Source organism: Priestia sp. FSL W8-0524, assembly GCF_038005965.1.
Lineage (GTDB): Bacteria > Bacillota > Bacilli > Bacillales > Bacillaceae_H > Priestia > Priestia zanthoxyli.
Genome location: NZ_JBBOUG010000001.1, coordinates 3309568 through 3332417, shown reverse-complemented (window position 1 = coordinate 3332417; position 22850 = coordinate 3309568). Strand labels below are relative to the sequence as shown.

Sequence of the window (22850 nt, the reverse complement as noted above, 5' to 3'; positions counted from 1 at the left end):
AGAAGGTTAGGCTAAAAAGTATCAAGGGAAATAGTGGGAGGTAAAAAGTGCTGGACTTGAAGTTCATGCTTTAAATCCTAATGCCGTAAAAACAATGAAAGAAGTAGGAATCAATATCTCAAACCAAACATCTGATGTAATCAATCCTGAAATTCTTAATAATCTGTTTTAGTTGTGACACTATGCGGACACGCAGTAGAGCATTGATCTGTAACTTTTCTACATGTGAAACGAGTTTACTGGGGCTTTGGCGATCCGTCAAAAGCAGAAGGAACAGATGAAGAAAAATGCATTTATAATTGGAAGTCTTTATATAAAGCTCCATAGAAGGATTAACGACATAAATATCTTTCCCTTTAGTAATGTCAAAAAGACGACTCTCTGTTTTGATCTCTTCCTTCTTTAATAAAGGTGTGGCAGCCCCATGGGTAAGTATTGTTAGACTAATCAATATAGTGAAGCTTATAATAAGAAAAGTATAATTTGTAAAGCGATTACAATAATTATTACAAATGAATAATTGGTTTCAAATTAATCTTTAAGCACCGTAAAGAACATAAAGTAAGGGATTCATCATATAGAATCCATATTATATTTTTTTAACTAACTAGGGGCGAAACGAATGAAGGATTCCAGATATATTGCACAACCAGGCTTTACTGATACCGGGATGGTTTTTAAGTTTGTACAAAAAAGTAACGAGTTTATTCATACTTTTGCCGAGGGAGAATTACTGTATAGGTTGGGGGTTAATCGAGAGGATATCGTCGGAAAGGCGCTTCATGATTTGTATTGGGATGATATTGACACTGCCAATTTACTAAACAGTTATTACAAAAAAGCGTGGGCAGGACAGTACATTGAATATGAAGGTGAATTTAGAGGTACTTATTATGTAATTTATTTAAGACCTTTATTTCATAAGGATAAAGTAGCTGAAGTAGTCGGAACTTGTGTGGACATTACTAACAAAAAGATTATGGAAGAGGAAATTCTTCAAAAAGAACAAGAACAAAAATTAATGAATTCCTATGCATTCCAGCGTAGTTTGATTGATTGGTTAGATAGTGGGATTGCAGTAACAGATTGGAATAAAAAAATAAGGCTCTTAAATAGGAAATTTTACGAAATTTTCCAGTTGAAGGGTGAAATTGATTGCCATATTGGGATGCACGCTTCCGATTTACATTACCTTTTTGATAAAGAAATTAATAAAATTAAGCTGGAAAATAAAGAAAAACGAACGAGAACTACAAAAGAGATTAAAATAGATACAGGTATGACACTACGCTACAATTGTTTTCCTTTAAATGAGGAAAATGATTTTGTAGGCTACTTATGGGAGTTTGAGGATATCACAGAACAAAAAAAAATGGAAAGAGTTATTATTCAGGCAAAAGAAGAGGCTGAAAAAGTGAACATGGCCAAATCAAGTTTTTTGTCTAAGATGAGTCATGAACTGCGTACGCCGCTGAATGGAATTCTGGGTTTTGCTCAATTATTGGAGATGGATGAATTTTTAAATGAACAACAGCGTGATTTTGTACAGGAGATTTTAAGTGGAGGAAGCCATTTATTAAGTTTAATTAATGATATTTTAGACGTGTCAAGAATAGAAACAGGAAATTTAAAGATTTCTGTAGAGGAAGTTCATCTTCTAACTGTCATCAAGGAATGTATCAATATTGTACAACCATTGGCTAAGAAGAAGAATATCAGTATTTATAGCCAACTGGATCAATGGGAAGATATGATCGTTCTTGCTGATCCTCTACGTCTTAAACAAATATTGCTGAACCTACTCGATAATGCTATTAAATACAATCAAGAAAATGGAAAAGTCATCGTTTTCTGTCGTTTACAAGAGAATAAGCAGTACATTCATATCGTAGATACAGGTGTGGGTTTTTCTGCAGAGGAATATACTAAAGTGTTTGTTCCATTTTATCGAATTGAAAGTGCAAAAGAAGAAGGTACAGGCATTGGGTTATCTTTAGTTAAACAGCTGGTGCATCTAATGGGAGGGGAGATTAATGTAACAAGCAATAAAGGAACAGGAAGTGAGTTTTGTTTTAGCCTTCCTCTTCCAAATGATTCAAAGACTGTCATACAATGGGGTGAACAAACTGAATTTCCTCCACCAAATAATAGGAAGGAAGATAACTATCGTTTGCTATATATTGAAGATAACGAATCCAACTTGCACTTAGTAAGTAACATCATTAAATCGCAGCCTTCCTATACGCTCTTATCAGCTCGTACAGGAAAAGAAGGAATAGAAATTGTAGCAAACGAAAAAATAGATTTGGTTCTTCTTGATATTAACCTCCCAGATATTAATGGATATGAAGTATTTGAAATTTTAAAAGCAGGCAAAGAAACGAAAGATATTGCTGTCATCGCTGTAAGTGCAAATGCAATGCCAAAGGATATTCAATATACATTGGATAAAGGATTTGATAACTATTTAACAAAGCCCATTCATGTACAAGAGTTTTTGACAATCCTAAGTGAAACGCTAAACAATACAATTAATCAAAATATTCCAGATCATAAAATTTTAAGTACAGGACCACATGGCGAGGAAGCTGCCTCAGCAAAAACACTGCGGTTATCTTTGAAAGAGCTAAAAAAAATTAAGAAAAAGAAATATAAGGCTGCTATTGCTATGCATTATACTGGAAGTGATTGGTCAAGGTCCCAATTGGAAGGAATGCAAACTACTTTTGAGAAAATGGGCATTGAGGTAGTAGCCGTGACAAATGCAGAATTTAAATGGAAAAAGCAAGTAGCCGACATTGAAAGCATTTTAGCCAAAAAACCGGATATCCTGGTGAGCATTCCAGTTGATCCAGAATTGACTGCAAGTGTATATCAAAAAGCAGCCCAAACTGGTGTAAAGCTGGTGTTTATGGACAATACACCGAATGGTTTGCAGCATGGGAAAGATTATGTAAGTATTGTTTCTGCTGACAATTATGGAAATGGCATTGAATCGGCTAATATCATGGCTGAGAAATTAGATAGAAAAGGTAAGGTCGGGATTATTTATCATGATGCTGATTTTTTTGCAACCAAACAAAGAACGGAAGCATTTGAAAAAACGATAAAGGAAAGGTACCCTGATATTCAAATTGTCGATCGTAGGGGAATTACTGATTCGAATGATGGAGAAAAAGTGGCATCCGGTATGATTGCTGAACATCAGGATTTAAATGGTATTTTTGTTGTATGGGATGTCCCGGCTGAAGGAGCTTTGAGGGCAACTCGTACTGCAAAAAAAAGCAATTTAGTCATTACGACAATGGATTTGGGTATGAACGTCGCCTTGGAAATTGCACAGGATGGACCTATTAAAGGACTAGGTGCCCAGCTACCATACCAGCAAGGAGTCGCCGAAGCGATTCTAGCAGGGTATGCCCTACTTGGAAAACAAGCGCCACCCTATGTAGCCGTTCCGTCTCTAAAAGTAATGAAAGAAAATGTAATTGATGCTTGGCAGCTCGTTTATAATGAAGATGCTCCAGATATTATTCAAAGTGTTGCGAAATCAAGAAACGCTAGGGAAAAGGGGGAACAACAAGATGAAAGTATTGATCGCAGACGATGATGTTACCTCAAGAAAATTGTTAAGGTACTTTATTGGGAGTTTATCCAAATATAAAATTGTTGGAGAGGCCGCCAACGGTGAAGAATTGATACACTATGTTACGAAAGAAAAACCGGATCTTGCTTTAGTCGATATCGGAATGCCCTTATTGAATGGGATGGAAGCAGTTAAAGCATGTAAAGAACTTTTCCCGGCTTTACAAGTTATTTTTATTACTGGTCATGATAATTATGCACTTGAGGCATTTAACGTAAAGGCAGTAGACTATATTTTAAAGCCAATTGATAGAAATCGTTTATATGGTGCTTTAGAGAGAGCCTCCCAAGTGTCTATTTCACTAGTCGATAAAGAACATTCATCTAAAAAGGATTTAATGATTAAACAGCAGAAAAATATAATTTTTATTCCATTAGAAGAAATTATCTTTATTGAAAGACTTGATCGGAAATCTGTCATTCATACTAAAAATGGTAAATTCGAGACAAATGAAGCTTTAACTAGCTTAGAAGGTGCCGTTGATTCTAGGTTTATGATATCTCATAGATCTTATATTATAAATGTGGAACTTTTAACAAGAATCGAAGCAACGGGTCAAATGTATAAAGCCTATTTTAAAGATTATAAGGAAACTGCAAGGATTTCCAAGCATAAAGTAGACAATCTGCAAAGGTACAAATTATTATAAAACAGGGAGCTCAGCAATAAGTGCTGAGTTTTTTTAATTTGTTGTTTTTTTGTTTATATGGATAAAAACGACGCTTAAAAGGATTTTTAAAGAGTTTGAACCTCAGAAAATGTTGTCTGAATCCAATTAGACAATATTTTTGTATGCGATTACAATTCTGTTATAGAGAAGAACAAGAAAAGAGAGTCGTAAAATGGTGCGAATAATAGATGTAGCAAAAAAAGCAAATGTTTCAACTGCTACAGTGTCAAGAGTGCTAAGTAAACCTAACACTGTAACGGAAGAAACGACTGAGAAAGTATTACAAGTAATTAAAGAATTAAACTATCAGCCAAATGCATTAGCTCGCCAGTTAAGAACATTAGAAACCAAAACCATTCTAGTCATTGTACCTGATATAACAAATCCTTTTTTTTCTAAGGTATTAAGAGGAATTGAGTCTGTAGCCGTCATAAAAGGATATCAAGTTCTGCTTGGGGATACGGGCAATGATTTGGAAAGAGAAAATGGGTATTTAAATATACTTCTCCAAAAAAAAGCTGATGGAATGGTTTTACTAACGGCGAGAATGGAATCGAAGAACATTGAGGAAATGGCTCTCAAATATCCTGTAGTTTTGGCATGTGAATATATAGAAGGTTCAGCCATCCCCACCGTTTCTATTAATAATATCAGCGGGGCTCAAAAAGCAACAGAATATTTGGTTAAGTTAGGACATAAAAGGATAGGATTTATATCAGGTCCCCTAGGTGGAGTGATAGGCCAGGATCGATTAAAAGGATTTTATCAGACAATGACACGATACAACCTGACAGTTGAGTCTATTTTAGTGCAGGAGGGTGATTTTTCTTATGAAAGCGGTTTTAATATAATGAATCAATTTTTGGGTCTTAATCATCCTCCAACAGCCGTGTTTGCAGCAAATGATGAGATGGCATTTGGAGCTATAAATGCTATTTCTTCAAAAGGATTAAGTGTTCCACATGATATTTCCGTAGTAGGATTTGATGATATAAAATTTTCATCTATTTTCAAACCGGCTCTTACAACCATCTCACAGCCAGCTTTTGAGATGGGCACGATGGCAATGAAATTACTTATAAAGTTGATGAATAAGGAAGAAATTGAAAGACATCAATATTTAATGGAAGATCAGCTTATCATACGTGATTCGTGCTCAACACATCTTTCATAAGGGAATAAGAGTTCTTTTGAAAATGTGTCTGATGATTTAAATCTTCTTGTTTTTTAAAATTAAGATGTAATCGATTACAAATGGTTGGAAAAAGAATTGCTTAATATCTGATTAAAAAGGGATTTTTAGTTTGGGTTTTTGATAAGTACAATCAATTACAAGTACAGGTAGTAAACACAGCTTCTTCTTATAATAAATTAAAAAATATAGTCTTTTTCTAGAATGCTTTGTAATCGATTACATGTATTTTGATTCAATTATTTCTTATCTAAATTAATTTAGGGAGGTGATGAAATCCCAGTATTAATACACCATGTACTCATAAGGAATCTTTAAAGATAGGAGAGAAACCATGAAACTAGGATATCAGACAAATACGTGGGGCGGGGTAGTAGGGCATCCTGCCGGAGTCACTTCGATAAAAGACCTTTATTACCTTGCAAATGGATCAACAGAAGAAGCTTTAAAGGATATTGCAGAAGTTGGATATAAAGGATTTGAAATGTTTGACGGAAATCTAATGGAATTTAAAGATAGAAAAGAAGAATTTAGAGCATTGCTGAACCGTTACTCTTTAGACTTTATTGGAGTTTACACTGGAGGGAATTTTATTTTTCCAGATATTTTGGAAGAAGAATTATTAAAAATTGAAGAGGTTGCAGCTCTTGCTTCTGAACTAGGAGCGAAGCATCTAGTAATTGGCGGAGGAGCTATCCGTGCGAATGGTATTTTAGAAAGCGATTACACTGATTTAGGCAATGCTCTTAATCGAGTAGTAGTAATTGCAGAGAAATATAATCTTATTCCAAGTTATCACCCGCATTTAGGAACAAACGTAGAGGCCCCAGACCAGCTGGACAAATTAATGGCACTAACAACGATTAATTTATGTCCGGATACAGCGCATATCGAAGCAGGTGGAGGGAATCCGGTAGAAGTAATTAAAAAATATGCAGATCGCATTAAATATATTCATTTCAAAGATTATTATAATGGAGAATTTCTTCCTTTAGGAGAAGGACATCAAAAGTTTGATCAAATGATCCAAGTTCTGGATGAAATTGGATATGATGAATGGCTTACAGTAGAATTAGATAGCTATAATGATCCGAAAAAAGGAGCAGAAATCAGTTTTAACTTCTTATTAAGTTTTGAAACGGCAAATAAGTCTTAAGGTCAAGAAGAAAGTAGCAGAGATAATATATTAGAAACTTGAAGTCTAATTTACCATAACGATATAGAAAATGTTATTTAAAAGATAGTAGATCAGAATAAATAGACTACTTTCATAGGAGGAGAATAAAAATGAAAAAGTTAAACGTAGGTATGATTGGCGGAGGATTTATGGGGAAGGCGCATGCACTCGCTTACGCAGGTATGCCAATGTTTTTTTGGCCGGCACCAGCAGTTCCTCAACGACACACAGTCGTTGATGTGACCGAAGAGTTAGCAAAAGATGCAGCGGAACGTTTAGGATTTGAAAACTATTCATCTGATTGGAGAAAGGTAGTAGAAGATCCTGAAATTGATATTATTGATATTGTAACACCAAATGACTCTCATGCAGAAATTGCCATTGCAGCTGCCAAAGCAGGTAAACATATCATTTCAGAAAAACCGTTAGCACGAACTGCAGCAGAAGCAAAAACAATGCTTGACGCAGTAAAAGAAGCAGGTGTTAAGCATATGGTCGCATTTAACTATCGCAGAACACCAGCCGTTGCTCTAGCAAAAAAATACATTGAGGAAGGAAAAATCGGAAAGATTTTAAACTTCCGAGGCACGTACCTGCAAGACTGGTCTGCGGATCCTAACTCGCCTTTATCATGGCGTTTCCAAAAAGAACGAGCTGGTTCAGGTGCATTAGGTGATATCGGAACACATGTGATTGACTATGCGAGATATCTTGTGGGTGACATTTCAGAGGTAATGGCTGTTGCAAAGACATGGATTGGTGAAAGACCGATTCAAAGTGGTGCTGTAGATAAACTAGGAACTGTAAAAGCAGAAGCTGATGTACCAAAAGGTAAAGTTGATGTAGACGATGAGTTTTCAACTTTAATTAAATTTGATAACGGCGCAGTAGGAAGCATTGAAGCGACCCGTAATGCCTGGGGTCGCAACAACTTCTTAACATTTGAAATTCACGGAGAGAAAGGTTCATTATACTTTAACTATGAACGCCGTGATGAGCTTCAAGTATGTTTCTCCGATGATCCAAGTGATAGCCGCGGATTCAGAACGGTTTATACAGGACCTGCACATCCATATGGAGAAGGTCTATGGCCAATCCCGGCATTAGGAATTGGGTACGGGGAAACAAAAATTATTGAAACATATGATTTCCTCAAATCAATCGCTGAAAATACAAGCGTATCACCAGATTTTGAAGACGGTTATCAAATCGCTGTTATTTCAGATGCTATCCTTGAATCAGCTGAAAAAGGTGTGTGGGTTAATCTTACAGAAAATTTAGTGAAAGCTTAAATAATAGTTTAGTAGAGGCTAGTCCTAGTAGACTAGCCTTTATTAGAAATAGAGTTGTTGATTTGTGATTCGGATCAATAGAGGCAAGTCAGCAAGCGGCTATAAAGGTTTTAATTCTCTTTTTAGCTACTACGTAAGTAAAAGAAATTATGGAAAATACAGTTTATTAAGGTGGAGAAAGAAATGGAAAAAATAAAAGTTGGAGTTATTGGGACAGGGTTTATTGGACCTACTCATATTGAGGCTATCAGAAGACTCGGTTTTGTAGAAGTAGTTGGATTAGCAGAACATGGGCAGGAAGTAGCAGAACAAAAAGCGGTTGAACTTGGAATTCCGAAAGCTTATGGGGATTATCGTGACATGTTAAAAGACAGCGAGATTCAAGTTGTTCATAACTGTACACCTAATCACCTTCACTTTCAAATTAATAAAGAAATTATTCAAGCAGGCAAACATGTGTTATCGGAGAAACCATTAGCTATGTCTAGTGAAGAATCAGCCGAGCTATTGAAATTAGCTAAAGAGCACCAGGTCGTACATGGCGTAAACTTTAACTATCGCCAATTTCCGATTGTAAAACAATTAGAAACGATGATCAGAAACGGTGAGTTAGGGAAAGTCAACTTAGTGCACGGAAGTTATTTACAAGACTGGTTATTGTTCGAAACAGACTTTAATTGGCGCTTAGCTCCTGAAGTCGGAGGGAAATCACGAGCGGTAGCGGATATCGGTTCTCATTGGTGTGATACAGTTCAATATGTAACAGGTAAAAAAATCGTCGAAGTTTTTGCTGATTTAGCAACTGTTATACCAGTAAGAAAAAAATCTACTTCTCAAGGATCTACTTTCGGGGGACAAAAAGGACAAGAAGAAGCATATGAAGATGTTCCGATTAACACAGAAGACTATGCATCTGTTCTTGTACGTTTTGAAGACGGGGTAAAAGGCTTATTTACTGTGTCTCAAGTAAGTGCAGGGCGAAAAAATAGGCTAAGCTTCGAAATCGCTTGCAGTCAAAATTCTGCTTTTTGGAATCAAGAAGAACCAGAAAAGCTGTGGATTGGCTATCGAGATCAACCAAATCAAACTCTTCTTGCAGATCCTACTTTATTTAATCCGGAAGCAAAATCGTCCATTCATCATCCTGGGGGCCATAATGAAGGCTGGCCAGATGCATTAAAAAATGGATTGTTGAATTTCTATACCTTTATTCGAGAAGGTAAAAATCCTTTAAGTGATAAAGCCACTTTCGCGACATTTGAAGATGGACATATGTCCATGTGCATTACCGACGCCATTTTAGCAAGTCATGAACAACAAAAATGGATGAAGGTGAAGGTAAAGCAGGAGGTCCGTGCATGAAATTAGGGGTGTTTACAGTTCTTTATCAAAACTTGCCTTTTGAAGAGATGCTGGACAAACTATGTGAAATGGGTGTAGAGGCCGTTGAATTGGGCACAGGCAATTATCCAGGAAACAGTCATTGTAATCCGGATGAATTACTAGAGAACTCAGAGAAATTAAAAACATTTCAAGCTGCCCTTACAAGTAGAGGACTTACAATAAGTGGTCTAAGTTGTCATGGCAATTTACTGCATCCAAATAAGATGGTTGCCAAAAAGGCTCATGACGTGTGGAGAAAAACAGTTTTATTAGCTGAACGTTTAGAAGTGCCGGTGATTAACGGATTTTCTGGGTGCCCAGGTGACCACCCAGGTGCCAAAAATCCGAACTGGGTAACCTGCTCTTGGCCGCCGGAATATACAGAAATCCTAGGTTGGCAATGGAATGAAGTAGTCATTCCTTATTGGAAAGAGGAAGTGAAATTTGCAGAGTCACACGGTATCCATCAAATTGCACTTGAAATGCACCCGGGTTTTGTTGTGTATAACCCTGAAACTCTCTTGAAATTAAGAGAGCATGCTGGGCCAAGTATTGGAGCTAATTTTGATCCAAGCCATTTGATTTGGCAAGGAATTAATCCAGTAGAAGCCATTAAAAAACTTGGTCGAGAAGAGGCTATTTTTCATTTTCATGCAAAAGATACGTATTTGGATCAGGCAAATATTAGTGTTAATGGGGTATTAGATACAAAACATTACAGTGATACTTTGAATCGTTCGTGGACATTTAGATCCGTAGGATATGGGCAAAACGAAAAAGTATGGAAAGATATGGTGAGTGCGCTTCGTGCGGTAGGATATGACTATGTGATATCCATTGAACATGAAGATATACTAGCTTCGTTAGATGAAGGATTAAGTAAGGCCGTCTCTTTATTAAAAGGCGCACAATTTAAAGAACAATTAACTGAAATGTGGTGGGCGTAACAGTATATTTTCTATATAATTAATGATAAATACCCAGTTGGGTATTTATCATTAACCATTGAAGAGAACCATCTAATGAGTAAATGTGACTATCAGCATTGTTAAATATATAATTTTGAGGTGATTAAAATGAATGCGATTTCAAAAAGAGAGCAAAACACCAAAGGTCTTCCATCAGCTATGATTTGGGGCTATATCGCAACTCTAATTTTTATGGTAGGAGATGGTCTCGAACATGGTTGGCTTTCACCGTATCTTATTGAACATGGCTTAACCGTTCAACAATCTTCTACTCTCTTTGCAGCATACGGAGCTATATTAGCAATCGCCTCCTACTTTTCGGGTGTCCTTACAGAAGCATGGGGACCAAGAAAGGTTATGATAGCAGGCTTGGTTATCTGGTTAGTAGGTCAAATTCTTTTTATTGAATATGGTCTAAAACCCCATAATTATGCAGTTATGTTACCGACTTATGCTATTCGAGGATTTGGTTATCCTTTATTTTGCTATTCGTTTTTAGTTTGGGTTACGTATCGCAGTCCTGAACGTATTTTAGCTACGGCAATAGGGCTATTTTGGGCAGCATGGAGTGGCGGTCTTTATGTTGTTGGAAGTTATTTTCCAGCTTATATGATTCCGAAAATCGGATATATCGGATTAATGTGGAGTGCGGTCGTATGGGTGTTAATCGGTGGGTTAATTGGAGTTGTTGTTGTAAAAGGCCAAGTACATGAGCGTGAGGGTAACGGCAAGGAAAAATTGAAAAGTTTACTCAGTGGACTAACTATTTGTATTGAAAAGCCAAAAATCGCAATAGGCGGAGTTGTTCGTATAATAAACTCCACCGGCGTAGGTGCTCTTCCAATCTTTTTCCCTCTATACTTGTCCTCTGAATATGGATACAGTACAGAAGAATGGTTACAAGTATGGGGAACTATGTGGGTGGCCAATATCTCTTTTAACTTAGTCATTCCTTATATCAGTGACAAATGGTTAGGTTGGCGAAAGACAATTATGTGGATTGGCAGTGTCGGTTGCGGTGTAATGACTCTGGTTATGCTTTATACTCCTCAAATGTTCGGGCATAATTTCTGGGCATTAACTGTGGTAGGCATAATTTTTGGAATCGTTCTATGTGGTTATGTACCACTCTCTGCTCTAGTAAGTTCATTAGCACCCGAAAAGAAAGGCTCAGCTATGGCTATTGTAAGTTTTGGGGCTGGAATGTCTTACTTTATTGCACCTGCAATTGTAGGAACATTCATTGGTAGCATGGGTGTACACGGAGTCATGTGGATATTTGCTGGTTTGTATTTTGTTAGTGCTATTTTGATGATATTTATGAAATTACCAGGTGAAGAAAAACAAAACAAGAGCAGTTATTCACCTGAGAAACAAGTCGGTTGAAAGTAAGGACAATCAATATGGCATACAGGCTTTTATACTGTTTTAACCAAGTACTTAAGTGAGTAGATGTCATATAGCAAATATAATAAAAAAGTCCATGAAATTCAAATAATTTCATGGATTTTTTTATTTTCCTAATGGACAAGTTAACAGGTGAATTCTTTAGAGATGTTAGCAATGCATGAGTTATTTTATACTCCCATTTAAAGAATCTCTGCCTAAAGTGTATGAATCAAATGAGATAATTGCAGAAATAAAGTATCCATTGTATTAAGGTTGTTCATATGCAAAATTAATAAATAACTCTTCTTTCTTAGCGCTGCTGCTCTAATTCTTAGTCAGCGATCTCCTCCACATTTAATAAAGCAATTACCTATTTGCTCTTGTAGAGTAAAGCTCATTTTTTTGACGTGTTTCTTCTATTGATGATAAAGAAAGAATAAATAAACTCTAAGATTGTAGCTAAAGATAGAATAGGCACAGTAACCTTAATTATAATACCAAGACTACTTGCTGTATCAACTGATAAAAGAAACAATCGAATTGTAACTACATACAAAATTATCGAAGTGACTAAAGAAACGATTGATACCTTTAACGCATTAAAAAAAATTCTCCATACAACTGACCGTTTTTGTTTCTTATTAACAGAAAATCAGTAGGATATTTAAGTTAATGTAGAGAGGAAATTGCGAATAATTGAAACAAATAGGCAGATTTAATGATTCTTCAAATGTTCCTATATTTTTTTGCCTCTTGTTGCTGATTAACAAGCACTATCTAAGATAAATCGTACTCATTATTAAAAATACGTCTTATAACAGACATTGTAAATCTAACCAATAATAAGGAAAAGGAGAGAGAATAAAAAGTAGTTCTCCAATTCCATCCATTTTTATATTTAATAAGGCGTGTATTTTTTTCTAACCATAGCTCAGCAATAGTCATAGGTATACTGAAATACAGAACTTTTAAAAGGCACTGAATGATGCGGGAATCCTTAGTTAGTTGATTATAAAAGACACAAGTAATTGGGAAAAGGATGTAATCAAACAACACGCTTGTTTTAACTTGTCTTGGAAATCGGGTGGGATATTGAACATAGCCTCTTTTTACAATCAGATTATCGACCAATGATGCATAGTAACTTTTTATAAAGAAAACAAGGAGCCATTCCTTTGCAAGTGGTTTTTTTATTAAATATATAAAAGAACTAATACCAAAGAGATAAAGGAATTTTATAAGGTTTATTTCAAATTTTCGACCCAATGTTTAGCACCTCCACAAAGATAGTTTATCTTTAATGCAGAAGGTTATACTAAGGAAATTCCATAATTAGATTAGTAAACAGTGAATAAGCAAGGTTCTATTTTGATATAAAATTGTTTCCTGGTTATGAACATTTTCACTTAAACTAACGGGTAGCAAATGCTTAATATGTACAATCGCTTTCTCACTTATTTGAAATAGAAACGGTCACCGTGACTCTAGACAAGCTGGCGAGAAGGTTTGCTCTTTAGTCTTCTTGACGGATTGGCTGATACCCGTGCTGGAGCTGGACATTCTATAAAATATAAAAGAATAATCATAGGGACAGCTCTACTTTTTCAAAGAGGAAAGGATCCGCCCCTGTGATTAAAAACTTATTTTCTTTTAAGAAGCCAGTCTTGAAAATCGGTGGCAATTATTCTTTCACCTGTGATTCCCTCTGCAGCAGCTGAGGATCGACTAAAAAACGCGGGTTTACTGTCCTCATCCCAATTCCCGCATTATTGACGAGAACATCGAGTTTCCCCCATTCTCTTTTCACCCATTCGACCGCGTTATTGACGGATTGTTCTGATCGAACATCTAAAGGAATTCCAACAGCAGGATAACCCTCGCGCTTTAATTTCTCTACTGCTTGATCCAATTTAGTTCCACCTCTAGAAGCTAACGCCACCGTGGCGCCACCTTGAAGCAAAGCCTCCGCCATGGAAAATCCTAGGCCGCTTGAAGCACCTGTTACGAGTGCATGGATATTTCTTAACTCTTTTGTATTCATTGGCATTTTCCCTCCGAAATGTTATTAAACCACTGACTGATACAGTATTCTAGGTAATCATCACTTTATACGAAATTTCTTTAAAAAGCAAAGCTATGATAAAAGAGTAGGGGACTTAAATTGCTAAAGAGGCGGTTTAGCTTAAATACATTTCTTCATAAAGTTAAAAAAGAAAATTTTCCTAATTTCTTATTTATAACAGCTTACCGTTGATACGGGAACATTGAACTTCAGTAACTGCTAATTGAATTCTACTTCATCTGGAGACCTTTAAATTAAAATGTTTCCTTTCTTCTGAGAGACTTATTAAATTTCGAAAACAATCAATTCAATCTTCTTTTCGTATAGAAAACCTTATTAAGAAACATGCATTAGAAAAAATATAGATCATATATATGAGATATCCCGTTTGAATGTTTGAGGAGGGTATTATGAAACCTATGTTACCTAGTGAAAAATATTTCGGTAATTTAGAACTAGTTTATGCATTTTATGGGGCTATGCCTACAGGTGTTACTGTTTCAGAAACCGGTCGTATTTTCATTTGCTTTCCGAAATGGGGAGACGATGTTAAATTTACAGTGGCGGAAATTGTTCAAGATAAATTGCAGTCTTATCCCAATTTACAAACCAATTTGGTTAACTCCGAAAATATCACAATGACTTTCATCAGTGTCCAAAGTGTAGTCGCTGATGGAAGGGGAACGCTTTGGATATTAGATACAGCAGCACCCAATTTTTCTGAACCTATTAAAGGGGGAGCGAAATTAGTCGCTGTTGATTTAGAAACCAATACAATAAGAAAAGTATATACCTTTACAGAAGATGTTGTTCTACCTACAACTTATCTGAATGATGTCCGTTTTGATTTTCGTGTTGGAAAAGCAGGTTATGCCTATATAACAGATTCTTCTTCAAAAGGACCAGGAGCTATTATTGTCGTAGATTTATCAAATGGAAACGCGTTTAGACGGTTAAATGGAGCAAAATCAACTTCACCCGATCCCTATTTTTTACCGAAGGTAGAAGGTGAAATTTTGATGAATAGAAACATAGATGGCTCAACTTCCCCATTTAGATTGGCTTCTGATGGAATAGCGATTTCTCCCGATGGCAAAGTTTTATTTTTTTGTCCACTAACCAGTCGTCATCTTTTCTCGATCCCAACAGAAGTTCTAAGGGACCGAACTATACCAGATAAAGATTTAATTTATCATGCGGAGTATTGGGGAGAAAAAGGTGCGTCTGATGGAATGATCACCGATGCAAAGGGAACTGTTTATGCTGGAGATTACGAAAACAACAGTATTCGTAAGATATTTCCAAATGGCACAATGGAAACTATCGCACATGATCCGAGAATTTTGTGGCCGGATACTTTTTCAATCGGTCCGGATCAATATTTGTATGTCATTGTGAACCAACTACATCGACAGCCTAGATTTCATTATGGAAAAGACTTACGAGAGAAACCTTATAGTTTACTTCGTATCAAAATTGATGAATTTCCTGCTCCAACCTTTTCATCATAAAAATAGTCAATTAATTGTTTTTATTATATAGTGTAAAACAAACACGAGTAAGCAAGAAGTATTAGCTTTATTTACTTCTGCCAAATAACATCAAAATGGTTTAATAGAAACAGTTTATTTGGTTAGTGTTAAACTGTTCCAGGAAATGTTTTATAATATCGGTAAATTCAATGCAGTATTAATATTATTTAAATCCAAACGCATCTGTTCGTTTGGATCTCAAGCAGGGTAATCCTTATACGCTTATTTAATAACATGAATGTCGCATACATATCTAGTTAACATAATACCTCTTTAGTTAATGAAGTTGCTCGACTGAAGAATGCAAAATCCTTAAAGAGAAATTCTTTATGAAACAATTTACTAAAGTAGAATAAGAAGTCTTTGCTCTTGCTATTGATAGTCATTCCATTTCAGAAATACAAAGCCTTCTTCATAAAGAAGAAAGCACCATTAAAAATTAAAGAAAAAGTATCTTAAAGAAATTGAATACGGAATCTATGACAGACGCTGTTCACCAATTTCAAAATCTACATCAAGAACCTTCACAGAAGATAATACGCATTTCATAACCATATAAGTGCCTTTAAGCCTGCTTTTTTTTTTAGTCTAATAATTCCTTTTCCTTAAACACTTTTCTCAGAGCTTCATTCACTAATTCTGATTTATAACTTTTTGGGACTCGATCAATAATACTTAAAACATCATCATCAAAATAAAAACCTCGATACACTCGCTTTGAACGGTCTTTTGGACTTTGCAACAGCAAATCAATTGCATCTACTGTACTAGCTTTTTCAAAGCGGTCATTACTACTTTCACTTTCATTTAAAAAGCTAGCCACTAGCTGCTACTTCATTAGTGGCTAGCTTTTGTTTTGCTGGCATTTTATTGTTTTTAGAAATAAGCGTATTAAAATTAACATCCAAAGGTTCTGATTCTTCTCCAACGTAGCGATAAATACTTTCCTTACTGTCCCATTCATAGCCTAATTTCTTAATCTTTGATTGAATGGTACGAGTACTTACATCATACTGATCAGCTAATTCTTTAATGGGTAATAACAAATAATTTTTAGGGGAGACTATTTATGACGCTGTGAAGCTTCTGTTTGGAAATCCTCATTACTTGTTGAGTTAACAACATGCTTCGTTAAAAAGCTACTGACCCCTGTTCAGTAGCTTTTACTTTTTAATTAAAATAAAACAGCTTATAGGCAGTGATAAAAAAGAAGTCTCCATGGAGACTTCTTTTCAATATTTATTAATTTTTTATTTCCAGACTGATTTAAATGTTAGAATTAAATAAGATCCTCTATTTTTGCATTCTTTTTAAATTCTAAAATGGCTTCTACTGCCTTTTTGTACCCTCCGGAATCCCTTAAGGATTTTCCGATTTCTAAGCTCTTTTCCTTGAATGAAGAGTCCGATAGCACTTGTTCTGTTTTGTTTCGTAATGTAGTGGCGTCTAGTTCTTGACGATTAAGTTGTAGACCAGCTCCTAATTCTTCAATCCGATTAGCTACTATTAGTTGATCGCCTACAACAGGCATAACCACAAGGGGAACACCAAAATAAAGTCCTTCACTCGTACTATTCATTCCACCATGAGTAATAAAAACATCTGCTTGTTCTAGTATTTCTAACTGAGGTACATAATTACGTATAATGAAATTAGATGGAATATCTTTAAATTGGCTAATGTCCGTCTGTTTTCCTACCGATAATATAACTGTAGCTTGTATTTCTTGGAATGCTTCAAAACAGGTAGTATATAACTCAGGTTGCTGATTAAATATCGTTCCCATTGAAATAAAGATGAGCTTATTACCAGGAATACTTTTTAAAGAAAGAGTTTCTACATCTTTTCGCGGCGCAATAGAAGGACCAACAAAAATAAACGAGTTGTCAAACTTTTCAGCACGAGGTTGGTATGATCTTGATGTGTATACAAGAGTAATATCGCCAGGGCAAGACATCAGCTTATGATTATCGTTGATTGTTATACCATATTTTTGTCTCCATTTTTTTAATATCTCTTCAAGCTTTTGATATGTTGGAGATTTCTTATCCATTTCTCCTCGACTTTTCATCACGTTCGAAAAGACCTCTTCATCGATAGCGAACGTTGTACAAGAAGATATTTTAGGTATCTTTAATATATCGGCAATCATCCATCCTGCGGCGAAATTATTATCATAAATAACATAATCATACTTTTCATCTCTTATGTCCTCTAGAACACTTGCTATGACTGTATCCGCAGACCGTACCATATATAATAGCATTTCAAGAGGGTCCATTCTTTTTGCCATTTTTTTCACTAGATCTGCATCGCGTGTGAAATTTTTATAGGGACGAAATGTAGCTCCTGTTTTCTCAATTTTATTTCTATATTCTTCTATACAGTAATAGACAACCTCTTCACCCTTTTTTATTAGTTCTTCCACTAATGCAATGGTAGGGTTGACGTGGCCTTCTTCTGGATAATTAAGGAATAAAACTTTTCCCATCTTAATTCCTCCTTTTACAAGATAATTAAGCAATATGGTGGTAAACAACGTATGCCTATCAGAGAATATTATCCAGCAGAAAAACCATATAAAATGGTTTGTGTAGAAGATCCATTTGGAAATATTTTCGGAATTTATACGCATAGCTATGAGTTAACTTATTCACAAGGCGCTTACTAATAAATAATCTCTTTCCACCAGCAAAATCTTTTGCTGGTGTTTTTTATTATATGGTAGCGCCATGTTACAAAACAATAAAAAAGAGAGTTTATTAACATTTCTAAATTTAATGATCCAGTGGTTTTTGACATTGTGAAACAGAATTAAAAAGAAAAGGCCGTAAAAGTATACTGACTCCAAACTTGATGATAATAGAAAGAAGAGTGCATAATGAAATATGCATGTTTTTTTCTAAACTATAAGCAGCCGTATGAAATATATTAAAAACTATATTCGTAAAAAAAGAAGGTGACTGTTCTATGAAAGCTGTACAAGTAACAGGTTATGGAGACGTAAGTAAATTAAGCCTAGTAGAAATTCCTATACCTGAACCGAAAGAAAATGAAGTTCTTATAAAAGTGAAGGCCTGTGCTATTAACAATACAGAAATTTGGATGAGAGAGGGTGCTTACGGTACTGACTCAAAATCTGGATGGCGACCGGAAGGAGTCCAGTTTCCACGTACACCAGGATCTGATATAACGGGAAAAGTAGTAAAAGCAGGAAAATTAGTAGAGGCGTCTATAGTGGGAAAAGATGTTGTTTTATTCCCTTTTATATCTAGTGGCGAAGAAGGGTACGAACATATTTCTGATGATATGTCTTTTATAGGTTCAGAATACGATGGTGGTTATGCTGAATATGTGGTTTGGCCTGCTGAACTTTGCTTTGACATGCCCCTATCAAGCTATTCAGAAAGTGCTGTTTTTTCGGTAAGTGGGTTAACTGCTTGGCACATGGTCAACCAAATTCAAGCTCAACCAGGTGAGACAGTGATAGTAACTGGAGCAAATGGTGGTGTGGGATCATTAAATGTACAAATTGCCTCTAAAGTCTTTGGTGCTAAAGTTATTGCAATCACGGGGGACTTAGAGAATCAAGAAAGAATTAAGGAATTGGGAGCCACACACGTATTATCATATAAATCTGATACTCTTTCAGAAGACATTTTAGAACTGAACGGAGGTCCGGTCGATTCCGTTCTAGATGTTGTAGGAGATGCTTTGTTTTCCATATCTCTTCAAGTTTTAAAAAACGGAGGGAAATTTTGCATTTCAGGCTCTGCTGGTGGTCAGCATACAAATTTTGATTTTAGAACATTGTATCTAAAACATATTACAATGTATGGATCTGTGTTGGGAACGAGAGCAGAGTTTAAAGATATGCTTAAGGCAATTTCTGAGGGGAAAATTAAACCAGTTATCGATAAAATTTTCCCTTTAGACAAAGCAAAAGAAGCCCAAATGTATTTTAAAAATAAAGGGAAGTTAGGGAAAATTTTATTACTTACCCAAGAATAACCTTGTATCACAAAGGGTTCTTTCAACGAGTATGAAAGAACCCTTTTAACATTATTTTTGGTTTTTGTTTGCTTGAGCGTTTTGACGTTTAACGTGTTGTACGTCAGTCTCGCTAGCAAATTCCGTACCGTATTTGCCAGAAGATGCTTGAGCATTCTTTTGCTTCACGTGTTGTACATCTGTTCCTGAAGCTGTCTTGTTAGAGTATTTGTTTTCCATTACTATCACCTCCACAAGAATTAATATCTCCAAGTGGACAGACAGTATTCTTCGAAGTACCTGGTAAGAAAAAATTGAAAATTTCAGGAAGTGTTGGGCATATCACTATGAGGCAACAGAACGTATTTAAAAGCTATAGTAATCAACATTGCGTTGATTTAAATTGCCTTAAGGCAATTAAGCTTTGGAGTTGAAAAATAGAACAACCTGCTGCCACTCTTAGCAAGTTGTTCTATCAGGTAACATGTACAAGAAAACACCGTCAATAGTTTGTTCGAATTTTTACCGATTATATATTATAATCCTTAGGCAGCATGCTCTTAAGATAATTCATTGTGTAATTTTAGAATAGATGTACACCTTAAAATAGAGAGGTGTATAGAATCATGAAAAAGAATAGACTATTTTTAATACTGTTAGTTATCACTTGTTGGTCCAGCTTTTCATTTATGAAGGGCAAAGATTTTAAACGTTTTCTTCCAGCGTCCATTGCTATTTGTATGGTAACTAAATACCTTAATTCTTATGCTAAGAGAAAGAATTTTTGGTCTTTTAAACAAAGTATACATCCGAAAATTCCTGGTGAAGATGTGTGGACATGGGGGCCCTTTTTTACTGTATCTATGTGGGTGCTTAAATCCACATACCGTAAATTGCCTCTGTATATAGCTGTAAACTTTATGATTCATACTACATTTACATTTGTAGTTGTACCTAAATTAAAAAAGGGCAGCATCTTTAAGCTTAAGAAAATTAATCCTTTTCAGTACGTAACCATTTTGACTGTTAGACAACTTCTGTTATATGGTTTTCAACATATGAGTGAGTTTATAATGTCGAAGAAACTAGAGATAAAGTCGGATAATGAGGAGCATTAATAGGAGCATTCCTTTATTGGGTAAGTGATAAAAGTATCTAAGCATCTTCATCAGTACACAGGTCACGAGCCGTTTGGATAAAGGCATCCGTTTCTTTTGATGTACCTTTCCTAGCACTGCTATATTAATTTCTCTGAACGTGTTGGGCTTTAACTCTCTAGAAACTACTTGTTCTGGCAGTGACAAGTAGTTTCTTTTTGTTGTAATCGTAATTCCTAATCCTCCTTGTACCATACTTAAGGCTGTGTCATATGTAGTTCTTCGCCGTCTTTTGTAAAACTTCCGGTTTTCGATATCTGAACAATAAGCTGAATTTGCGATTTTGTCATATCAATTTTGTTATATACCATATAATTAATATGCATTTTATTTATGTTGGAACCTAATGTACCATAAAGGAGAATTAAACTTCAAGAAATCAACCGGAGGTAATTAGTATGGTCAATCGTAATAAATTGTTTCTGCTTGCACTTATACTAGCTGCATTTAACCTTAGGCCGGGTCTAACTTCAGTTAGCCCAGTATTGCATGGAATAACGAAGGATCTAGGTATGAGTTCAACTTTAGCTAGTTTGCTCACTTCCATTCCTTTGGTATGTTTTGGTTTTTGTTCGTTATTTGCTGGTCGTTTAGCAAATCGCTATCAACCAGAGAAGATGATTACTTTCGCTATAACTTGCATAGGTATTGCAACGTTTCTAAGGGCCTTTACAAATTCCTCAATTTACCTGTTAATAACGGCTTTATTAATTGGTGCAGGAATTGGTGTTGTAAGCCCTTTGCTTTCTGGTTTCATTAAAAGTCATTTTCCAGACAAGGCAGCATGGATGATAGGCATATACTCTACTTCAATGGTAGTGGGTGCATCTATTTCTATTGGGCTAACGACACCACTTCAACACTGGTTCAATCATTCATGGAAAAATGGATTAGCATTTTGGAGTATTCTTGCGCTACTCGCTATTCCATTTTGGCTTATGGTAATAAAACCATCTCGTATTCCTGCAAGTAATTTTTCACAAAAGACGAAGGTTTCTTTGCCGTTAAAAAATAAAAAAGCTTGGCTATTAACTTCTTTTGTAGGGATTGTAACTCTGTTGTTTTATTGTTTTTCAGCATGGCTACCAGCCATTGTAGAGGAAAAAGGGTGGACGCCAGCATTTGGTGGTCTTGTAGGTACAATTGCTATGATTGCACAGCTACCAGCTACTTTTTTATTACCTAGTCTTTTAAAAGTGCTACCGAGCAGAAGGTTTTGGATTACAGCCTTTACCTTAAGTATAATAATTGGTTTATCTCTGTTATGTTTTACAAACGTAACACCTATCGTTTCAAGTATATGTTTAGGGATTGGTGCCGGTGGTCTTGTGTCGCTAACTTTGTTGTTACCATTAGATATGGCATCTTCCCCTATGGAAGCAAGTACTTGGTCAGCAATGACTCAAGCAATTGGATATATGATCGGTGCAGTCGGCCCGTTCATAATTGGATTTCTTCATGATTATCTAGGAAGTTTTGTTCCGACGTTATATCTTCTTATAATTATAGGGTTCATTGCCATCTTATTAGGATGGAAAATCACAAAACCAGCTAGGGGTAAAGCTGAGGGTCTACCTGTGAAATAAAAACCACGAAGTAAATCGTGGTTTTTATTTTAACTTTTGAGAAAGCCTATATAACAACTTTTAAAGTATAGAGTGATATTACTGTGTGCAAGAGGGGGGTCCCATGAATACATTTGGTCAGATAAATAGTAGCGATTATATAGAATCACGCGTGGGTATCGCCTACTAATAAAGACTTATATTACTCGATTCTTAATACATATTTTTCTATCTTTCTGAGGTGACGTTATGGATTTACATGATTTAACAAGCCATCTTATTCATCGTACAGATGTAAGAGCAATGAATTATTTTAAGAAAAAGCTCAAGCCTTATGGCATGACTCCAGTACGATGGAGCATCATTAGTGTTCTAGACTCTCAAAAAGGGATAACCCAAACAGAACTAGCACAAGCAATTGATAAGAAACAAACAACTATTGTAGACATGATTTATGCGATGGAGGAAAAAGGACTCATAAAAAGAATATACGGTGAACAAGATCGTCGCTTACACTATCTGTTTCTTACAGAAAAGGGGGAAGAGTTAAAGAAAACTCTTTTACCTTTAGTTAAAGACGTTCACCTCTTCGTCACGCGTCACTTAAGTGATGAAGAGAATACTCAACTAAAGATATTGTTAAACAAAGTATATAATGGTATACAATAAGCCGTGTTACTGAATATTCCTTTCTGGATCCTATACGGATTCTTCCATCATCCTTTTGTTTGATTAACAACGATTAAAAAGAGTAGAAATAAAAAAGACAGCCACTTTTTGAATCAACCGGCTGTCTTTTTTATATGCACTAAATAGCAACACATGTT

Annotated in this window: 18 protein-coding genes and 2 pseudogenes; 14 read left to right on the top strand and 6 right to left on the bottom strand. The window is 35.6% G+C overall.

The window, feature by feature from the left end; genetic code table 11:
• Positions 1 to 34: 34 nt before the first annotated feature.
• The 9 genes and pseudogenes from NST66_RS17395 to NST66_RS17355 all read left to right on the top strand — a co-directional run.
• Positions 35 to 327: pseudogene (locus NST66_RS17395) on the top strand (arsenate reductase/protein-tyrosine-phosphatase family protein); the annotation flags it as partial.
• A 295-nt stretch (positions 328 to 622) separates the two neighbouring features.
• Positions 623 to 3610, top strand: coding sequence for a substrate-binding domain-containing protein (locus tag NST66_RS17390; RefSeq protein ID WP_165636271.1), 2988 nt, complete (start codon positions 623 to 625; stop codon positions 3608 to 3610).
• Positions 3585 to 4295: a LytR/AlgR family response regulator transcription factor gene (locus NST66_RS17385; RefSeq protein WP_165636272.1), complete on the top strand. Its 711-nt coding sequence runs from the start codon at positions 3585 to 3587 to the stop codon at positions 4293 to 4295. Before NST66_RS17390 ends, NST66_RS17385 begins: the two co-directional genes overlap by 26 nt.
• A 193-nt stretch (positions 4296 to 4488) precedes the next feature.
• Entirely contained in the window at positions 4489 to 5490 is a 1002-nt protein-coding gene (locus NST66_RS17380) for a LacI family DNA-binding transcriptional regulator (protein ID WP_165636273.1), read from the top strand.
• A 352-nt stretch (positions 5491 to 5842) separates the two neighbouring features.
• Positions 5843 to 6664, top strand: a complete 822-nt coding sequence (locus tag NST66_RS17375; RefSeq protein ID WP_034649933.1) for a sugar phosphate isomerase/epimerase family protein — start codon at positions 5843 to 5845, stop codon at positions 6662 to 6664.
• 131 nt (positions 6665 to 6795) lie between these two features.
• A complete protein-coding gene (locus tag NST66_RS17370) occupies positions 6796 to 7977 on the top strand; it encodes a Gfo/Idh/MocA family protein (RefSeq protein ID WP_165636274.1) in 1182 nt (393 codons plus the stop codon).
• A gap of 183 nt (positions 7978 to 8160) precedes the next feature.
• A complete protein-coding gene (locus tag NST66_RS17365; RefSeq protein ID WP_016766272.1) occupies positions 8161 to 9339 on the top strand; it encodes a Gfo/Idh/MocA family protein in 1179 nt (392 codons plus the stop codon).
• Positions 9336 to 10307, top strand: coding sequence for a sugar phosphate isomerase/epimerase family protein (locus tag NST66_RS17360; RefSeq protein ID WP_340843595.1), 972 nt, complete (start codon positions 9336 to 9338; stop codon positions 10305 to 10307). The genes NST66_RS17365 and NST66_RS17360 overlap by 4 nt, the downstream gene beginning before the upstream one ends.
• A 129-nt stretch (positions 10308 to 10436) precedes the next feature.
• Complete coding sequence (locus tag NST66_RS17355) at positions 10437 to 11714, top strand: MFS transporter (RefSeq protein ID WP_047933503.1); 1278 nt, start codon at positions 10437 to 10439, stop codon at positions 11712 to 11714.
• A gap of 780 nt (positions 11715 to 12494) precedes the next feature.
• Here NST66_RS17355 and NST66_RS17350 read toward each other — a convergent pair.
• Together NST66_RS17350 and NST66_RS17345 are read right to left on the bottom strand one after the other, a co-directional pair.
• Entirely contained in the window at positions 12495 to 12983 is a 489-nt protein-coding gene (locus NST66_RS17350; protein WP_255219759.1) for a CBO0543 family protein, read from the bottom strand.
• A 415-nt stretch (positions 12984 to 13398) separates the two neighbouring features.
• Positions 13399 to 13764 carry an SDR family NAD(P)-dependent oxidoreductase gene (locus NST66_RS17345; RefSeq protein ID WP_321201995.1) on the bottom strand — a complete coding sequence of 122 codons (366 nt, stop codon included), beginning with the start codon at positions 13762 to 13764 and terminating at the stop codon, positions 13399 to 13401.
• A 425-nt stretch (positions 13765 to 14189) separates the two neighbouring features.
• Here NST66_RS17345 and NST66_RS17340 point away from each other — a divergent pair, with 425 nt between their 5' ends.
• Positions 14190 to 15290 carry an L-dopachrome tautomerase-related protein gene (locus tag NST66_RS17340; protein WP_221816496.1) on the top strand — a complete coding sequence of 367 codons (1101 nt, stop codon included), beginning with the start codon at positions 14190 to 14192 and terminating at the stop codon, positions 15288 to 15290.
• A gap of 604 nt (positions 15291 to 15894) precedes the next feature.
• On the opposite strand, the gene NST66_RS17335 is transcribed toward NST66_RS17340, so the two are convergent.
• The 3 genes from NST66_RS17335 to NST66_RS17325 all read right to left on the bottom strand — a co-directional run bounded on the left by NST66_RS17335 (position 15895) and on the right by NST66_RS17325 (position 17802).
• Positions 15895 to 16134 carry a hypothetical protein gene (locus NST66_RS17335; protein WP_321201996.1) on the bottom strand — a complete coding sequence of 80 codons (240 nt, stop codon included), beginning with the start codon at positions 16132 to 16134 and terminating at the stop codon, positions 15895 to 15897.
• Positions 16127 to 16357 (bottom strand): HTH domain-containing protein, encoded by a 231-nt coding sequence (locus NST66_RS17330; RefSeq protein WP_321201997.1) that lies wholly within the window; start codon positions 16355 to 16357, stop codon positions 16127 to 16129. Before NST66_RS17330 ends, NST66_RS17335 begins: the two co-directional genes overlap by 8 nt.
• Positions 16358 to 16590: 233 nt before the next feature.
• A complete protein-coding gene (locus NST66_RS17325; RefSeq protein WP_340843594.1) occupies positions 16591 to 17802 on the bottom strand; it encodes a macrolide family glycosyltransferase in 1212 nt (403 codons plus the stop codon).
• A 24-nt stretch (positions 17803 to 17826) separates the two neighbouring features.
• Here NST66_RS17325 and NST66_RS17320 point away from each other — a divergent pair.
• Together NST66_RS17320 and NST66_RS17315 are read left to right on the top strand one after the other, a co-directional pair.
• Positions 17827 to 17982 (top strand): annotated as a pseudogene (locus tag NST66_RS17320) (glyoxalase); the annotation flags it as partial.
• 299 nt (positions 17983 to 18281) lie between these two features.
• Positions 18282 to 19322, top strand: coding sequence for a zinc-binding dehydrogenase (locus tag NST66_RS17315; RefSeq protein ID WP_340843593.1), 1041 nt, complete (start codon positions 18282 to 18284; stop codon positions 19320 to 19322).
• Between the two features lie 51 nt (positions 19323 to 19373).
• Here the strand turns inward: NST66_RS17315 and NST66_RS17310 are convergent, their stop codons facing one another.
• Positions 19374 to 19541 carry a gamma-type small acid-soluble spore protein gene (locus tag NST66_RS17310; protein WP_033580113.1) on the bottom strand — a complete coding sequence of 56 codons (168 nt, stop codon included), beginning with the start codon at positions 19539 to 19541 and terminating at the stop codon, positions 19374 to 19376.
• Positions 19542 to 20856: 1315 nt separating this feature from the next.
• Here NST66_RS17310 and NST66_RS17305 point away from each other — a divergent pair.
• Both NST66_RS17305 and NST66_RS17300 read left to right on the top strand, forming a co-directional pair.
• Entirely contained in the window at positions 20857 to 22044 is a 1188-nt protein-coding gene (locus NST66_RS17305) for an MFS transporter (RefSeq protein ID WP_340843592.1), read from the top strand.
• Positions 22045 to 22272: 228 nt separating this feature from the next.
• Positions 22273 to 22692, top strand: coding sequence for a MarR family winged helix-turn-helix transcriptional regulator (locus tag NST66_RS17300; RefSeq protein ID WP_340843591.1), 420 nt, complete (start codon positions 22273 to 22275; stop codon positions 22690 to 22692).
• Positions 22693 to 22850: the final 158 nt, after the last annotated feature.

Coding starts and splice junctions, on each gene's coding strand:
- NST66_RS17345 (WP_321201995.1), bottom strand. CDS start 13,764: ATGCCAATGAATACAAAAGAGTTAAGAAATATCCATGCACTCGTAACA.
- NST66_RS17325 (WP_340843594.1), bottom strand. CDS start 17,802: ATGGGAAAAGTTTTATTCCTTAATTATCCAGAAGAAGGCCACGTCAAC.
- NST66_RS17390 (WP_165636271.1), top strand. CDS start 623: ATGAAGGATTCCAGATATATTGCACAACCAGGCTTTACTGATACCGGG.
- NST66_RS17385 (WP_165636272.1), top strand. CDS start 3,585: ATGAAAGTATTGATCGCAGACGATGATGTTACCTCAAGAAAATTGTTA.
- NST66_RS17375 (WP_034649933.1), top strand. CDS start 5,843: ATGAAACTAGGATATCAGACAAATACGTGGGGCGGGGTAGTAGGGCAT.
- NST66_RS17360 (WP_340843595.1), top strand. CDS start 9,336: ATGAAATTAGGGGTGTTTACAGTTCTTTATCAAAACTTGCCTTTTGAA.
- NST66_RS17365 (WP_016766272.1), top strand. CDS start 8,161: ATGGAAAAAATAAAAGTTGGAGTTATTGGGACAGGGTTTATTGGACCT.
- NST66_RS17355 (WP_047933503.1), top strand. CDS start 10,437: ATGAATGCGATTTCAAAAAGAGAGCAAAACACCAAAGGTCTTCCATCA.
- NST66_RS17370 (WP_165636274.1), top strand. CDS start 6,796: ATGAAAAAGTTAAACGTAGGTATGATTGGCGGAGGATTTATGGGGAAG.
- NST66_RS17315 (WP_340843593.1), top strand. CDS start 18,282: ATGAAAGCTGTACAAGTAACAGGTTATGGAGACGTAAGTAAATTAAGC.
- NST66_RS17340 (WP_221816496.1), top strand. CDS start 14,190: ATGAAACCTATGTTACCTAGTGAAAAATATTTCGGTAATTTAGAACTA.
- NST66_RS17300 (WP_340843591.1), top strand. CDS start 22,273: ATGGATTTACATGATTTAACAAGCCATCTTATTCATCGTACAGATGTA.
- NST66_RS17380 (WP_165636273.1), top strand. CDS start 4,489: ATGGTGCGAATAATAGATGTAGCAAAAAAAGCAAATGTTTCAACTGCT.
- NST66_RS17310 (WP_033580113.1), bottom strand. CDS start 19,541: ATGGAAAACAAATACTCTAACAAGACAGCTTCAGGAACAGATGTACAA.
- NST66_RS17305 (WP_340843592.1), top strand. CDS start 20,857: ATGGTCAATCGTAATAAATTGTTTCTGCTTGCACTTATACTAGCTGCA.